Below are 16,414 nucleotides of genomic sequence, written 5' to 3'. Positions count from 1 at the left end.
TAAAAAACACGGATTTTTTGACCGCACTTTGACTGGAATATTAACCGAATTCTAGCTCTACTGCATTTTCGCCGAGCAAATTCACCAATTCTGTTAGAATGTCATCCGTTGGTGTAATCGACCATTGAATCCCTAAACGCAATAACGCACGACCTTTTGCGCTTTGATAATATACGTTAATCGGTAAAGTGCCGCCACTAACAGGTTCTAACATTTCTTTCAGTTTCTTGATAAAACTTGGGCTAATCTGCTCCTCAGACAAACTGATAGCCAAAGATTTCGCATAACGGGAACGCGCCTCATCCAAGGTCATCAAATCCCGTACCGACATTTTTAATCCACCTGAAAAATCATCAAAACTCACTTGGCCAGATACCACTACAACCGTGTCTTTTTGCAGTTTCTCACCAAATTGGTCTAAGCTTTCACCGAATATGGTTAAATCTAAACGTCCCGAACGGTCATCTATGGTTGCGATACCAATTCGATTACCTTTTTTCGTTGTCGCAAAGCGAGTTGACACCAACAAACCGGCTGCCGTACTAATTTGCCCACGGCGGTTTGGCGTGAGATCTTTTAATCGCGTAGAACTATAATGAGAGAGCTCTTTTAAATAACGACTCACCGGGTGGCTGCTTAAATACAAACCAAGGGTTTCGCGCTCACCATCTAAAATTTGTTTTTCTGTGTAAGGTGGCGTATGAGCGTAAGCATTTTCCACTTCTTCATGTGTTTCTGTCAGCACACCGAACATATCGGCTTGTCCCATGGCCTCATCTTTTGCATGCTGATCAGAGGCTTTGAGTGCATCTTCTAGATTCTTAGATAACGCCGCACGATGTGGCCCTAACTTATCAAATGCGCCCGACATAATCAGACTTTCAAAAGTACGACGGTTAATTTTCTTCAAATCAACGCGAGCACATAAATCAAATAAATCTCTGAAAATCCCACCTTCATTACGAGCGGTAATCAGTGCCTCAATCGGACCTTCACCCACACCTTTAATGGCGCCGATGCCATAAACAATTTCACCATTTTCATTCACGCTGAAATGATGTTTTCCTACGTTAATATCCGGTGGGGTAACTTTTAAGCCCATACGTAAACATTCATCGTATAAGCCGACAATTTTATCCGTATTATCCATTTCCGAGGTCATTACTGCTGCCATAAACTCAGCAGGGAAATGGGTTTTCAGCCAAAGGGTTTGGTAAGATACTAATGCGTAAGCGGCAGAGTGCGATTTATTGAAACCATAGCCGGCAAATTTTTCCACTAAGTCGAAAATCTTCATGGAAAGTTCGCCATCAACACCATTTTTTTCAGCGCCTTCTTTAAACACTGAGCGCTGTTTCGCCATTTCTTCCGGTTTTTTCTTACCCATCGCACGGCGTAATAAGTCCGCACCACCAAGAGTATAACCTGCTAACACCTGAGCAATCTGCATAACTTGCTCTTGATACAAAATAATACCGTAAGTTGGCTCTAGAATCGGTTTAAGGCTTTCATGTTGGTAGTTTGCATCAGGATAAGACACTTCCTCACGACCATGTTTACGGTCAATAAAGTTATCCACCATGCCCGATTGTAATGGACCTGGTCGGAATAATGCCACCAATGCGATAATATCTTCAAAACAGTCTGGCTGCAGGCGTTTAATCAAATCTTTCATCCCGCGAGATTCCAACTGGAATACGGCGGTCGTTTCAGACCGTTTCAGTAAATCAAAGGATTCGGGATCATCCAATGGAATAGCAGCAATATCGACTGGCGGTTTGCCTTCACGAGCAAGGCGAGCGTTAATCATATCCAAAGCCCATTTGATAATGGTGAGTGTACGCAAACCTAAGAAGTCAAACTTCACTAAACCTGCATATTCCACATCATTTTTATCGAAGTGAGTAACCGGATGAAGGCCCTCATTGTCACAATAAAGTGGTGCAAAGTCTGTAATCAAAGAAGGGGAAATTACCACGCCACCCGCGTGTTTACCCGCATTTCGCGTGACCCCCTCTAGCTTACGCGCCATATCAATTAGGGCTTTGACTTCTTCATCTGAATCATATGCCACTTGTAACTGTGGTTCAGCCTCAAAAGCCTTGGCTAAAGTCATGCCGGGATCAGGGGGAATCATTTTCGAGATACGATCCACAAAGCCATAAGGATGGCCTAATACGCGACCCACATCTCGAATTACTGCTTTGGCCGCCATGGTACCAAAAGTAATAATTTGTGATACCGCACCACGACCATAAGTTTCTGCCACATGATCGATAACACGATCGCGTCCATCCATACAGAAGTCGACGTCGAAATCGGGCATGGAAACACGTTCTGGGTTTAAGAAACGCTCAAAAAGAAGATCGAATTCAAGGGGATCCAAATCGGTAATTTTTAGTGCATAAGCCACCAATGAACCCGCACCAGAGCCACGCCCTGGTCCTACAGGAATATCATTGTCTTTTGACCATTGGATAAACTCCATGACGATTAAGAAGTAACCCGGAAAACCCATTTGGTTAATCACATCGAGTTCGACTTGAAGACGCTCATCATATTCTGGTCGTCTTTCTGCCCGCACTTTTTCATCGGGGAATAAAAACGCTAAACGCTCTTCCAAGCCTTCTTTGGCTTTCATCACCAAATAATCTTCCGTGCTCAGCTCGCCAGTTGGAAATTGAGGGAGGAAATATTGCCCCAAACGCAAAGTCACATTACAGCGTTGTGCTATTAATACCGTATTTTCAAGTGCAGAAGGAATGTCCGCAAATAAGTCGCACATCTCTTCTTCTGAGCGAAAATATTGTTGCTCGGTATAACGTTTTGGACGCTTCGGATCGTCAAGGGTATAGCCATCATGAATAGCAACTCGAATTTCGTGTGCCTCAAAATCATCAGGTGCGAGAAAGACAACATCGTTGGTTGCAACAAGCGGTAAATCATGTTCCTCAGCCAATTTTAATGCGGCTTGAATATAACGCTCTTCATCCGGACGACCCGTTCTAGACAGCGAAAGGTAAAAATGGTCAGGAAAAAATTCTTGATAAAAACTGACCGCACTTTCCGCTTCGGAAATATTTTCTTTAAGGAGTTTTTTCGCGATATCGCCTTGTGTGCCACCTGATAAAACAATTACACCCTCACGGTGTTCAATCAACCATTCCTGGTCGATATAAGGCAAGTCCACATAGCCGCGTTGATAGGCTTTTGAAAGTAATAATGTGATGTTTTTATAGCCTTCATTGTTCTTGGCAAGTAAAGTGAGGGTGAATAATTCCTCACCGCATAGCTCGCTTTTAACATGAACATCTGCGCCAATAATCGGTTTAATCCCCGAAGAAAGGGTTTCACCATAAAAACGCACTACACCACAGAAATTGGTAAAATCCGTTAATGCCAACGCAACCATATTGTTTGCAGCACACGCTTTGACCAATGGTTTCACTTTCACGATACCATCGATCATTGAAAAATCGGTGTGTGTACGAAGATGTACAAAACGCGGTTGAGTTGACATGAATAATCCTTATGTTGATAGTTAAAACAGATAACTTAGGCTTTTTTAATATCTATTCTAGCTAAGCCTTCTTTAAAAGCGTATCCATAACGTCTTGGTATTGATGCTTCAAATCTACCATTCTCTACTGTGGTTTCATAGCTGCAAACTTTAAATTCAGGCACTCGAATAAAGGAATAATCGACATTGACCATAGGCGATATTTTTGAATATAACGTCCATCTTACTTTGCACCCTTCTTCAAAAGAGGTTTTCGCATCAAAACTACTTGCTCCTTCGCAATGCGCAATTTGATAATGAGGGTAAAACTCTCCAGGGAAAGGTTTTGCATTACAGAAATTAAATACCCTATCATGTGAGAATACATCTTGGCGAATATAGCCCCACAAGTCTTCAGCAAGGAAATCCTGATCAGCAAAATGACGAGAGTCATAACCCTTATCAACAAAACGTTGAATTCTAGCTTCCATATCTGGCACCGCACCAGCTTTAGCCCCCCACATCCCCGCTAAAATAAGTGCGGTATGGGAGCCTGAATCACGCATCGTATGGAATAAACGACCACTTTCAATCCATTCAGCTACGGCCTCAGCTTCGCGGTGAGAGACCACAGAGTCCGCATCACGGAAGATCACATACTCTGCTTCTGGATCATTAATTGCAAGAAAACGCCACATTGCACCAGGCCATTTATTCACAGGTGAAGTGACATAAACCACTTCTGCACCATTATTTTTTAATCGTTGAATCGCTTCAGGAGAAACTGAATCATCTACATAAAAACGGCACACCCAATCAGGGAATAACATCGGAGAAACTTGTGTATTTAATACAGCCGGCTCAATATATTTGGAGTTATTACCAAATAAAGAAAATGCGATAATTCGCTTACCATTTTTAGGCGCAGACGCAGGAACCATTTCCTGTGTTGGAACGGGAATAGCTTTATCTTTCAACTCAAGGGCTAAACTACCATAAAAACCTGAGCGCTCCCAATCATCTACTGCACCATAAGCATGTGCCAATAAATCTAAAGCCGGAATATATTGCGCATCCACTTTTAATGTTTTTAATTCTGCCTCAATTGCCTCTTCCCATTTTAATTGTTGCAAATAAACATAAGCAATTTTATGAGAGTATTCGGGATTATTAGGATCAAGTAAGCAAAGCGTTTCAGCCAGCTTGACTGCTTCATCATATTCTTTATTTTCAAGTGAGGAAACGTAAGATCGCTCTAACGTTTTTTGTGCGTCCATATTATTCATAATCAAAATAAATTGGTCATAATTATTACGCCGGAACTATAAAAGCACCGGCGTAACGAAATTTTATATTTAGGTTTTATTATTTTCTTGCCAATGGTGGCACGAAAGTTAAACCTAAATCCCAAGGTTGTTCAATCCAAGTATTTTGTGGAATATCAATCACGTAATCATCCACTAACTCCGCACCCGCAGGCTTTGCGAATACTGTGACAAATTTTGCTTTTGGATACATTTCACGAATTGCACGAGCAGTGTTGCCGGTATCCACTAAATCGTCTACCACGATCATTCCTTCACCATCACCACCTGCGCGGTGTAACACTTTTAATGCACCTTGTTCATCGTGATCATAACTCGCAATACACACGGTTTCTACGAAACGAATATTTAATTCGCGAGCAAGTACCGCTGCTGGGAACAAACCACCACGGCTTACTGCGATGATACCTTTCCACTGAGTGGCAGGAAGTAAACGTTCCGCTAATTTGCGGGCATGCATTTGGAACATATCCCAAGTCACAACATATTTTTCGCTCATAACAAATACCTTAAACTTTGTCGCTAAATAAAAAAATTGCGGAATTTTAACCTGAAATGGCGTTTTATGCTATGATTTCCGCAAAAATTTTAATGAAAAAAGGAGTTCATTATGTCAGAAATTACCACATTACAACCGCAATTACTTTGGAAATGGTTTGATCAAATTTGTGCGATACCACATCCTTCACATCATGAAGATGCGCTCGCTACTTTTATTGTCAACTGGGCGAAAGAAAAACAATTCTTTGCAGAACGTGATGAGGCCGGCAATGTATTAATTCGTAAACCGGCTACAGCCGGGATGGAAAACAGCCAACCTGTTGTCTTACAAGCACATTTAGATATGGTGCCACAAGCAAATGAAGGCAATCCTCATAATTTTACGCAAGACCCTATTCGCCCTTATATCGACGGTGATTGGGTAAAAGCGCAAGGTACGACACTTGGCGCGGATAACGGTATTGGTTTAGCCTCTACCTTAGCGGTATTAGAAAGTACCGATATTGCACACCCACCACTTGAAGTGTTACTCACCATGACTGAAGAAACCGGCATGGATGGTGCCGTACACCTTCGTCGTAACTGGTTAAAATCAGAAATCTTAATTAATACCGATACCGAAGAAATCGGTGAAATCTATATTGGTTGTGCTGGTGGGGTGAATGCTAATGTTGAACTACCTGTTCACCGTGAAAGCAATTCATTCAGCCATAGTTTGCAAATTAACTTAAAAGGTTTACGAGGCGGTCACTCTGGTTGTGATATTCACACCACACGCGCGAATGCAATTAAAGTTTTAGCACGCTTATTAGCAAAACTCTCACAAAATCAACCGCATTTTGCCCTTGCAGAAATTCGTGGTGGCTCAATTCGTAATGCAATTCCACGTGAAGCCGCGGCAACCATTTGCTTCAATCATGATGTAGAAAGCGTAAAAAGTGCGGTCAAAAATTTTGAAGCTTTATTGAAAGAAGAGCTCGCTATCGCTGAGCCAAACTTAACTTTAACAGTTGAGCAAGTTGAAAATCCACAACAAACTTTCACACTTGAAACCACCAAAAAAGTGATTAATTTGCTGAACATCTTACCAAATGGCGTAATCCGCAACAGTGATGTAATCAAAAATGTCGTGGAAAGCTCATTGAGCATTGGTGTATTAAAAACTCTTGAAGACAAAATCAAAGGCACAATTCTTATTCGCTCATTGATTGAAAGCGGTAAAGAGTATGTAGAAGAAACCTTAACCTCACTTGCTGAACTCACTGGTGCAACAGTTGAATTTTCAGGTTCTTACCCAGGTTGGAAACCGGTAAATGACACCGCAATTCTGACATTAATGAAAAAACATTATGCAGAAGTGCTTGGCAAAGAGCCTGAGATTAAAGTGATTCACGCGGGGCTTGAATGTGGCTTGTTGAAAGAACATTATCCGAATATTGATATGATTTCTGTGGGACCAACTATTCGTAATGCGCATTCGCCAGATGAAAAAGTCCAAATTTCAACAGTACAAACTTACTGGGAATTACTCACTAAAGTCTTAGCGGATATTAAATAATCTACAAATAAAAAGGGCTAAATATTACATTTAGCCCTTTGTTTTTTTTATCTTTTATAAACTACGTAATGCTTCTATACGTTTTTCAAGAGGAGGGTGACTCATAAAGAGTTCGCTGCGTTTGCCGTTAATCATAAAGGCATTAAGTGAACCTTCCATCTCTTGTGGCTCATGAATTTGTTGTAAACGTTGTAATGCCGCGATCATTTTTTCTTTACCCACAAGGTGCGCAGAACCAGCATCTGCACGATATTCACGATAACGTGAGAACCACATCGCGATAATGCTCGCTAAAATACCAAATACAATTTCTAACACCATTGAAACCAAGAAGTAAATGCCTGAACTACGGCTTTCTTCATCGCCATTACGAGAACTTGCTACCACATTGGCGATCACGCGAGATAAGAAAATCACGAAGGTATTCAATACGCCCTGCAATAAAGTCATGGTTACCATATCACCGTTCGCAATGTGTGATACCTCATGAGCCAATACCGCCTCAGCTTCTTCTTCCGTCATGGAGTTTAATAAGCCTGTACTAATCGCCACTAAAGAATTGTTTTTAGTTGCACCCGTAGCAAAAGCATTCGCATCATTAGAATGATAAATCGCCACATCTGGCATTGGGATGCCTGCTTGTTGCGCTTGACGGCGTACAGTTTCCACCAACCAACGTTCCGCTTGATTACGCGGTTCGGTAATTACTTCTGCCCCCACAGAGCGCAATGCCATGGTTTTTGATAAAAATAATGAAATCAACGATCCGGCAAAACCAAAAAGCATTGCCATAATTAAAATGCCACCTGTACTATTTCCTGCAATACCGGTCACATTTAAAATAATCCCTAACACAAGCATCACAGCAAAGTTAGTGGCTAAAAATAAAAGGATTCGCATCATAATAAAGTTCCTCAATAAAATAGAAAGTAAACACTGCAATAATGGAGAATTTTTTGCAAAATTCAAGGTTTAACAAATAATTTATTGTAAATCTTCTAAGGTATTAAAATTTACAAATCGTCCCTCTTGTTCGTCAAATTGGACAGCAACCGCCCCATTTTTGTTCATAAATTGTAATAAGCGACGTTCGCCCTCGTTTAAATAAGCACGTAACTTCTCTTTAAGCTGAACGGACATCAAACAAAATGTCGGGTGTTCACGCTCCTTATCTTTTGCATAAGCAATTAAAGTGCGGTCATTTTTAACCGCGTTTTTTAGTTTTTCTAATAAGTTTTGTGGAAAATACGGACTATCACAAGGCACAAAAAGTACAAAATCTGTTTTAGCTTGTTCGAGTGATGTTAGCATACCACTCAACGGTCCCTGAAAATCAGGCAATTCATCTGAAAATACGGGAAACCCCCATTGAGCATACTCCGTATGGTGACGATTAGCATTAATCGATATATCAACTACTTGGGGTTGTAAGCGCTCAATCACATGACTAATTAACGGTTTATTTTGTAAAAGCTGTAAGCCTTTATCCGCCCCATTCATTCTCCGTGCTTTTCCGCCAGCCAAAATAACCGCACTTATTGTGTATTCCATATTTTCTTATTGCCTTATTTGAAGTATGATCTAGCCTTATTTTTCTCCATTTAAAAGGAAATAGCAATGAAATGTAAGCGTTTAAATGAAGTTTTGGAACTTTTACAACCTTACTGGTCTAAAGACCCAGATCTTAGCTTGCTACAAATTTTGCAAAAAATTGCTGATGAAGCAGGTTTCGATAAGCCCGTGGCAGAATTATCTGATGAAGTGATTATTTATCATTTAAAAATGCATGGCACAGATAAGTTTGAGCCAATTCCTGGCATCAAAAAAGATTATGAAGAAGATTTTAAAACCGCATTGTTAAAAGCGCGCGGAATTATTAAATAAGGAAAACAAATGAAAAAATTTTTATTTTTACTCGGTGCTTTATTTTCATTTAACGCATTCGCAGCTAATTTAGAAGAAGGTAAACAATACGTTCAAGTGGGTCAAACCGCTTCTGCACAGCCTGAAGTGATTGAATTTTTCTCTTTCTACTGCCCGCATTGCTATGCCTTTGAAATGGAATACCACATTCCAAAACAAGTTGCAGAAAGCTTACCAAAAGGCACTGAATTTAAACAATATCATGTTAACTTCTTAGGTCGTCAATCTGAAAACCTCACTCGTGCATGGGCATTAGCGATGGCACTTGGTGCAGAAAGCAAAGTGAAAGCGCCTTTATTCGAAGCGGCACAGCAAGATAAATTAAGCTCAATGGACGATATTCGTAAAATCTTCATTGATAACGGTGTGACTGCTGAACAATTTGATAACAACATCAACAGCTTTGCTGTAAACGGTTTAGTGAATAAACAAGTGAATGCGGCTGAGCAATTTAAAGTACATGGCGTACCTGATTTCTATGTAAATGGCAAATATCGTGTGAACCCTGAAGGCTTAAATTACGATGATTTCGTCAAAGATTATGTAGAAACCGTGAAAGGTTTATTGCAAAAATAAAAAAAAATTGGTTTAATGCCTGCCGTTTTTAAATATAAAGAAGAGAGATGATTATGGCTGCTAGTTTCAGTGTTACTCGTCGTTTTTTTGACGACAAAAACTACCCACGCGGATTTTCCCGTCATGGTGATTATACAATCAAAGAATCCCAAGTATTAGAGCAATATGGTCAAGCGTTTAAAGCATTAGATTCAGGCGAGCGCAAGCCAGCGACAAAAGAAGAAAAAGAATTTGTTGCTTTTTGCCGTGGTGAACGTGCACCGGAAACTTTCTTCGAAAAAACCTGGAATAAATATCGTACTCGCATTAACACAACAAAACGTGTTTACACCTTATCAGGTGATGTGAGCGAAGCGGCTTCTGGCGGCGAAGATTATTCTGGCGAATAATACATTTTAAAAGGCAGGCAGAAGCTTGCCTTTTGCTTTTTTACTCAATCCCCATGCTTGCCAAGGGCTGGGGAATATTTATCATTCAAACGTAAACATCAATGCAACTACCCGTTTCCCAATATACCGAACTCCTGCAAAAAAAGACTGAAAAACTGACCGCACTTTTGCAGCCTTTTAACGCCCCAGAAATAGCCGTGTTTGATTCGCCAACCAGCCATTATCGGATGCGTGCAGAATTTCGTATTTGGCATGATAAAGGCGATTTTTATCACATCATGTTTGATCAAAGTACCTTGCAGCGCTATCGAGTGGACGAGTTTCCAATTGCCAGCGAACGGATCAATCGCATGATGAAAGCCTTATTGCCGTTGTTAAAAACGCAGGAAGTGCTACATAAAAAACTGTTTCAAATTGATTATTTGAGCACGCTCAGCAATAAAATTATTGTAAGCCTGCTTTACCACAAGCAACTCACGGAAGAATGGCAAAGCGCTGCAGCAAACCTAAAAGGTGAATTACAACAACTTGGTTTTGATGTGCAACTGATTGGTCGTGCGAGTAAACAAAAAATCTGTTTAGAGCAAGATTTTGTTGATGAAGTATTACCAGTAAAAGGTCGCAATTATGTTTATCGCCAAGTGGAAAACAGCTTTACCCAGCCTAATGCAGCTGTAAATTGCAAGATGTTGGAATGGGCAATTGATTGCACTCAAGGTTCTCAAGGTGATTTATTAGAGCTGTATTGTGGTAACGGCAATTTCTCTATTGCCCTTGCACAAAACTTCCGCAAAGTACTTGCTACTGAAATCGCCAAGCCATCCGTGGCTGCCGCACAATTTAATATTGCGGAAAATGCGATCGATAATCTGCAAATTATCCGTATGTCGGCAGAAGAGTTTACCCAAGCAATGAATGGTGTACGTGAGTTTAATCGCTTAAAAGGCATTGATTTAAAAGCCTATCAATGCAATACGATTTTTGTGGATCCACCACGAGCAGGGCTTGACCCTGACACGGTAAAACTGGTGCAAAATTACGATCGTATTTTGTATATTTCCTGCAACCCACATACCCTTTGTGAGAATTTGCAAACCCTAAGCCAAACCCACCGCATTGAAAAAGCGGCGCTGTTTGATCAATTCCCTTACACAGATCATATGGAAAGCGGCGTATGGCTGGTGAGAAAATAAAAATCCAATTAATTGCTGAAGTGGGAACATTGTCAGAATTGACCGCACTTTGCGCCCCTCTTGGTATCGAGCATTGTACTGAAAGCCCGCTTGCATTGGTGCGAACCGAAACCCACCTTGCCTTGCGTAAGCTAGACGAGCCCAAATTGGGCGATGTGTTTGTGGATTTTGTTGCAGGTGCCATGGCTCATCGTCGTAAATTTGGCGGTGGACGTGGCGAAGCTGTTGCCAAAGCTGTAGGCATTAAGGGTGCAGAATTGCCGAGCGTGATTGATGCCACAGCTGGACTTGGTCGGGATGCGTTTGTTTTAGCCTCTATCGGCTGCCAGGTGCGTTTAGTGGAACGCCATCCTGTGGTGTATTTATTATTACAGGATGGGCTCAACCGAGCCTATCAAGATGCAGAAATAGGCGAAATGATGCAACAAAATATGCGTTTACTAGATGTTCATCATATTGCCGAACTTAATCCACAAATCGATAGTGCCGATGTGGTGTATTTGGATCCAATGTATCCACATAAACAAAAATCCGCCCTAGTTAAAAAAGAAATGCGTGTATTCCAATATTTAGTTGGTGCCGATTTGGATGCCGATGAGCTCTTGACACCTGCGTTACAATTAGCCCGTAAACGCGTGGTGGTAAAACGTCCTGATTATGCGGAATTTTTAGCGCAAAAAGCGCCCCATGTCAGTCGTGAAACTAAAAATCACCGCTTTGATATTTATATGGGAGAAGCACAATGCTAAAAGAAAGTGCAGTTGTGATGAGCTATGATGCAGAAACGGGTCTTGCTAAAGTGAAATGTCAGTCACAAAGCGCCTGTGGAGCTTGTTCGGCTAGAGAAGCCTGTGGAACAGCCTCCCTTTCTGAGCTTAACGGAAAACGAGGCGAGCATATCTTCACAATCGAAACCATTACGCCACTGCGCACAGGTCAAATGGTAGAAATCGGTCTAGAAGAAAAATCCATGTTATTTTCTGCATTGTTAATGTATATCGTGCCGCTTTTGACTTTATTGATTGCAACGTTGCTTTCTAGCTATATCAGTGAAAATGAGCTCATCCGTGCGATTTTAATCTTTATGTTGACCGCACTTTCCTTTGTGATGGTTAAACGTTACACCCTAAAACTCGGCCAACAAACAGAATTTCAGCCTGTTTTGTTGAGAGTATTGTCCTAAATAAAAAGAGCGGTTGAAAACAAGTTAATTTTCAACCGCTCTTTTGTACTTAGCTTATTACTACTCGAAAGAGCCTACATTAAGATGTAGGCTTTTCTTTTTTAATTAAGCTTGAGATTTTTTAAGGTCAAATTTGTAAGAAACAAAACCATACAATGTCCAACCGATAAAGGTCACAATTGAACCGTATAGCATCGCTTGTTCACCCGCAGCATAAAGCGCATAGATACTATAGACTGAACCAATAAAGGCAACAAGAACAGTTTTTTTGTATTTTTGGTAAGGAACGTTTTCAGTTTTCAACAATACGGGAAGTGCAGCCATTGAGAGCAAGTATGGAATAACGTTTGTTACTACCGCTAGGTCAACCAGCACATTGAATTGTTTATTTAATGATGGGCTGATTGTCATTAATGATAGTAATGTTTGTAACGCAGTGATGGTTACCATACCAACGATAGGCGCATCTTTGCTAGTAACTTTTTTGAAGAATGCTGGGAAATAACCTTCTTCCGCTGAAGATTTGAATACTTGAGCAATAGTGAACTGCCAACCTAATAATGAACCAAAACAAGACATCACCATTAAGCCCATGATGACTTTACCGATTGTTTCATTAAACATATGAGCAAAGGCTAAACCGAACGGTGCAGTTGAGTTAGCAAGTTCAAGATTAGGAACAATACCTGCGATAACGTTAGTAGAAACGATATAAATTACCGCCGCACCTAAAGTACCACCAAGTACCGCAATTGGTACGTTTTTCTCTGGATTTTCAACCGCATCAGAGTTCGCACAAGCAGACTCTAACCCTAAGAATGCCCATAATGTCATTGAAATAGATACACCGATCGCTTCAAAAGTAGGCACATTGTGTGGGTTCCAAGAATTTACATACATTGTACCATCAAACCATTTCCAACCGATGATTGAAATACCTACCACAGGAATGATTACACCCCAAATGGTGAATGAACTGATGTTACCGGTGATTCTTGCACCACCAAAGTTAAGAACGGTTGCAAGCCAAAGAGTGAAGATTGTCCATAATGCGATAGAAAGTGGAGAAAGGGTTGCACCAAGGAACTCTGAGCCATAACCCACAGCAGAAATTGCGATTGCTGTATTGGCAATAACTAATGATACACCGTAAGTGTAGTTTGCCATGAAGTTACCGGCTTTACCGAAAGAGTATTCCGCATAACCGCCCATACCACCAGATTTTTTACTAAACATACCGCATTGTGCGAATGCATAAGCTAAGGCTGTTGAACCAACGGCTGTTACAAGCCAAGAAACGATGGAAATAGTCCCAATTTCGGCTAATTTGGTCGGTAACATAATAATACCGGAACCCATCATATTAACCATGGTAAGAATGGTGAGTTGTACCACACCAATTTTATTACTTTTAGCACTCATAATTTATACTCCTACAAGTGCGGTCAAAAAATCAGATGTTTTTAACCGCACTTTTTTGTTTGTGCTGAGAGGGTTATGAGGAAAAACCTCATAACTTCACTTTATTAATAGTCAGTTAAAACATAGCCATATGCACGAGTACGTCCATCAGGGTCTTTTTGTAAGTAAACCCCTTGGATTTCAGGTGCGAAGCCAGGTAATGTGTTAATACCTTCTTCTAATGCAAGGAAGTATTTTTGTGCAGTTGAACTCCATCTTTCTCCTGGAACCACACATAACACACCTGGAGGATAAGGTAACGCACCTTCCGCAGCTACACGACCAACAATGTCTGTTAATGGAACAAGTTCAACTTTGTTACGAACGAATTCAATATTCGCATCGTGTGGATTTAACGCATATTCCGGTAATGTTGCTTTACGGAATAGGTCTTTTTGAAGTTGTTTTACATTGCGGCTTACATAAAGGTCATGCATTTCTTGGCATAATTGACGGATGGTATAGCCTTTGTAACGGTCTTCATTGTTTTTATACACAGTTGGCAATACATCTTTTAATAAAGAGTCTTGTTTAATGTGTTTTTCAAACAAGGCGATTTGAGCAACCAAAGTTTGCATTTTGGTGAGGGTTTCTGCCGGAGTGAGCAAGAATAAGATTGAGTTCAAGTCACATTTTTCCGGAATAATACCGTTTTCACGTAAGTAGTTTGCAAGAATAGTTGCTGGTACACCAAATTTTTCATATTCACCGGTTTCTAAGCTAATACCTGGAGTGGTAAGCAAGAATTTACATGGGTCAACGAAGTATTGTTCATCAGCATAGCCTTCAAATTTATGCCATGTATCTGTTGGGTGGAATTTGAAGAATTCGAGATTAGTTGCAATTTCTTCTGTGTCATAATCTTGCCATTTTTTACCTTTAATTGTGGTTGGAATAAATGGACGAATTAATTCACAGTGATTTAATACTAATTTACGTGCTTCGATACCTACTTTCACACATTCATGCCATAAACGACGACCTGCTTCACTACCTTGAATTTTCGCATTCACATCTAATGCCGCAAATAATGGATAGAACGGACTGGTTGACGCATGTAACATAAAGGCGTTATTGAAACGTTTGTGGTTTACATAACGATCTTGACCTTTAATGTGTTTATCTTTTTTGTGAATTTGTGAAGTTTGTGAGAAACCTGCTTGTTGTTTATGAACAGATTGGGTCACTAAAATACCTGGGTCGTTTTCATTTAATTCAAGCAATAATGGAGAGCAGTCTTTCATCATTGGAATGAATTGTTCATAACCTACCCATGCAGAGTCGAATAAGATGTAGTCACAAAGATGACCAATTTTATCTACCACTTGACGTGCGTTATAAATTGTACCGTCATAAGTACCTAATTGAATAACTGCTAAACGGAATGGACGTTTTTGGTTTAATTTTTCAGGTGCGACTTCTTTAATTAATGATTTCAAATAATCTTCTTCGAAGCAGTGACTGTCGATACCACCAATGAAACCAAATGGGTTACGTGCAGTTTCTAAGTAAATTGGGGTTGCACCCGCTTGAATTAATGCACCATGGTGGTTTGATTTGTGGTTATTACGGTCAAATAACACTAAATCGCCCGGAGCTAATACAGCATTTAACGCAACTTTGTTTGAAGAAGATGTACCATTTAATACGAAGTAAGTTTTATCTGCATTGAATACTTGAGCCGCATATTTTTGTGCATCACAAGCTGCACCTTCGTGAATTAACAAGTCACCTAATTTCACGTCAGCATTACAAATATCTGAACGGAAAATGTTTTCACCGTAGAAGTCATAAAGGAAGCGACCAGCTGGATGTTTACGGTAGTATTGACCACCTTGGTGTCCCGGACAGTCAAAAGCAATATTACCCATTTCTACATATTCACTTAACATTTTGAAGAATGGAGGTAACATTTTTTCTTCATAAAGTCTTGCAGCAGTTTCGATTTGACGGCTATAAAGCTTAATGTCATAACCATTTAAATCTTGAATATGATAAATAGCATCATAGAATTTCGGATCAACTTGTTCTTCTTCAGTTTGAACAACAAATACTGGGATACCAAAATTTGTTGCTTGAATACGTTCAAGGTATTCACCGACATCTCCTGCTGTCAACACAATAGCGGCAACATCAGTAAAGTCTGTTTTGGTAATTTCAACTAATTCTCTATTTGTAGAGAAATATTGTTCAACTTTTGGACTATATGCAATTTTTAAGTTTGGCATAATAAACTCCTTTTATTTATTTTTTTGACGTAAAGTTACCCTGCGTTATTAAAATTAATAACGCAATAGATTTATTTAGAATAAAACAACCCACTCTAGTTTTTTATATAAAAAAACTAAAGTAAGAATTTTTTATTTTAAATTAAATAAGATTAAGTTAATTTCACAAAATATTTCTTGCCTGTTCTAGACAATACAAAAATATTCAGAAATTAATCTGTGGAGACTCTCCAAACAGAGAGAACAACTCTGTTTAGAGAGCCGTGTTGGATGGTTTGTTTTGAGAAGCAAATACTGAATATGAGAAGCAAGAACGATGCGATGGCATCATAATATGACGTGTACGACGGATATGCGCCATCAAAGAACGACCTTTTATCGGATTAAACCGTAAAAGTCTCAATACTTTCGTATGGACGTATCTGTGTATATATGTACGAAGTAGCATAGAAAAATTTCCTCTTTCTATCTAAACTAACCTTAGTTGGGTATATTCTCTGCTTGTGTAAATATCATGTCAATAATATTTTTCAAAAAATGTGATCATTATCAAAAAATAAATTGAATTTTTCACATAA

The 16,414-nt window shown here is 39.8% G+C and carries 15 protein-coding genes; 7 read left to right on the top strand and 8 right to left on the bottom strand.

Going from position 1 to position 16,414, the window contains the following annotated elements; translation table 11 throughout:
• Positions 1-40: 40 nt before the first annotated feature.
• The 3 genes from dnaE to gpt form a co-directional block, all read right to left on the bottom strand.
• The gene (dnaE, locus tag HMPREF3279_RS04405; RefSeq protein WP_070591003.1) at positions 41-3,520 is read right to left on the bottom strand and encodes a DNA polymerase III subunit alpha; all 3,480 of its coding nucleotides are present in this window, start codon (positions 3,518-3,520) and stop codon (positions 41-43) included.
• Positions 3,521-3,555: 35 nt separating this feature from the next.
• Positions 3,556-4,776, bottom strand: a complete 1,221-nt coding sequence (locus HMPREF3279_RS04400) for a tetratricopeptide repeat protein (protein WP_257282991.1) — start codon at positions 4,774-4,776, stop codon at positions 3,556-3,558.
• Between the two features lie 88 nt (positions 4,777-4,864).
• Positions 4,865-5,323, bottom strand: a complete 459-nt coding sequence (gene gpt / locus HMPREF3279_RS04395) for a xanthine phosphoribosyltransferase (protein WP_005694918.1) — start codon at positions 5,321-5,323, stop codon at positions 4,865-4,867.
• 111 nt (positions 5,324-5,434) lie between these two features.
• On the opposite strand from gpt, the gene HMPREF3279_RS04390 reads away from it, so the two are divergent.
• Positions 5,435-6,883 (top strand): aminoacyl-histidine dipeptidase, encoded by a 1,449-nt coding sequence (locus tag HMPREF3279_RS04390; RefSeq protein ID WP_070868202.1) that lies wholly within the window; start codon positions 5,435-5,437, stop codon positions 6,881-6,883.
• A 54-nt stretch (positions 6,884-6,937) separates the two neighbouring features.
• Here the strand turns inward: HMPREF3279_RS04390 and htpX are convergent, their stop codons facing one another.
• A complete protein-coding gene (gene htpX / locus HMPREF3279_RS04385) occupies positions 6,938-7,789 on the bottom strand; it encodes a protease HtpX (protein ID WP_198429573.1) in 852 nt (283 codons plus the stop codon).
• 78 nt (positions 7,790-7,867) lie between these two features.
• Positions 7,868-8,434, bottom strand: a complete 567-nt coding sequence (gene mobA, locus HMPREF3279_RS04380) for a molybdenum cofactor guanylyltransferase MobA (protein ID WP_070868201.1) — start codon at positions 8,432-8,434, stop codon at positions 7,868-7,870.
• 66 nt (positions 8,435-8,500) lie between these two features.
• Here mobA and HMPREF3279_RS04375 point away from each other — a divergent pair, with 66 nt between their 5' ends.
• From HMPREF3279_RS04375 to HMPREF3279_RS04350, 6 genes are all read left to right on the top strand, one after another.
• The gene (locus HMPREF3279_RS04375; protein WP_005699179.1) at positions 8,501-8,767 is read left to right on the top strand and encodes a YihD family protein; all 267 of its coding nucleotides are present in this window, start codon (positions 8,501-8,503) and stop codon (positions 8,765-8,767) included.
• 9 nt (positions 8,768-8,776) lie between these two features.
• Positions 8,777-9,382 carry a thiol:disulfide interchange protein DsbA gene (locus HMPREF3279_RS04370; RefSeq protein WP_070868200.1) on the top strand — a complete coding sequence of 202 codons (606 nt, stop codon included), beginning with the start codon at positions 8,777-8,779 and terminating at the stop codon, positions 9,380-9,382.
• A 53-nt stretch (positions 9,383-9,435) separates the two neighbouring features.
• Positions 9,436-9,771 carry a MaoP family protein gene (locus tag HMPREF3279_RS04365; RefSeq protein WP_032804166.1) on the top strand — a complete coding sequence of 112 codons (336 nt, stop codon included), beginning with the start codon at positions 9,436-9,438 and terminating at the stop codon, positions 9,769-9,771.
• Positions 9,772-9,872: 101 nt separating this feature from the next.
• Complete coding sequence (gene trmA, locus HMPREF3279_RS04360) at positions 9,873-10,964, top strand: tRNA (uridine(54)-C5)-methyltransferase TrmA (RefSeq protein WP_070868199.1); 1,092 nt, start codon at positions 9,873-9,875, stop codon at positions 10,962-10,964.
• The gene (locus tag HMPREF3279_RS04355) at positions 10,946-11,713 is read left to right on the top strand and encodes a class I SAM-dependent methyltransferase (protein WP_070868198.1); all 768 of its coding nucleotides are present in this window, start codon (positions 10,946-10,948) and stop codon (positions 11,711-11,713) included. The genes trmA and HMPREF3279_RS04355 overlap by 19 nt, the downstream gene beginning before the upstream one ends.
• Positions 11,707-12,147, top strand: a complete 441-nt coding sequence (locus HMPREF3279_RS04350) for a SoxR reducing system RseC family protein (protein WP_070868197.1) — start codon at positions 11,707-11,709, stop codon at positions 12,145-12,147. The genes HMPREF3279_RS04355 and HMPREF3279_RS04350 overlap by 7 nt, the downstream gene beginning before the upstream one ends.
• A 105-nt stretch (positions 12,148-12,252) precedes the next feature.
• Here the strand turns inward: HMPREF3279_RS04350 and potE are convergent, their stop codons facing one another.
• From potE to speFL, 3 genes are all read right to left on the bottom strand, one after another.
• Complete coding sequence (potE, locus tag HMPREF3279_RS04345; RefSeq protein WP_070868196.1) at positions 12,253-13,569, bottom strand: putrescine-ornithine antiporter; 1,317 nt, start codon at positions 13,567-13,569, stop codon at positions 12,253-12,255.
• 104 nt (positions 13,570-13,673) lie between these two features.
• Positions 13,674-15,836 (bottom strand): ornithine decarboxylase SpeF, encoded by a 2,163-nt coding sequence (gene speF, locus HMPREF3279_RS04340; protein WP_070868195.1) that lies wholly within the window; start codon positions 15,834-15,836, stop codon positions 13,674-13,676.
• Positions 15,837-16,089: 253 nt separating this feature from the next.
• Positions 16,090-16,284: a leader peptide SpeFL gene (gene speFL, locus HMPREF3279_RS10195; RefSeq protein WP_197534114.1), complete on the bottom strand. Its 195-nt coding sequence runs from the start codon at positions 16,282-16,284 to the stop codon at positions 16,090-16,092.
• Positions 16,285-16,414: the final 130 nt, after the last annotated feature.

The sequence above is a fragment of the Haemophilus sp. HMSC71H05 genome (assembly GCF_001838635.1).
GTDB lineage: Bacteria > Pseudomonadota > Gammaproteobacteria > Enterobacterales > Pasteurellaceae > Haemophilus_D > Haemophilus_D parainfluenzae_R.
The sequence above is the reverse complement of the archived record's forward strand: the minus strand, read 5'-3'. Positions and strand labels throughout refer to the sequence as shown.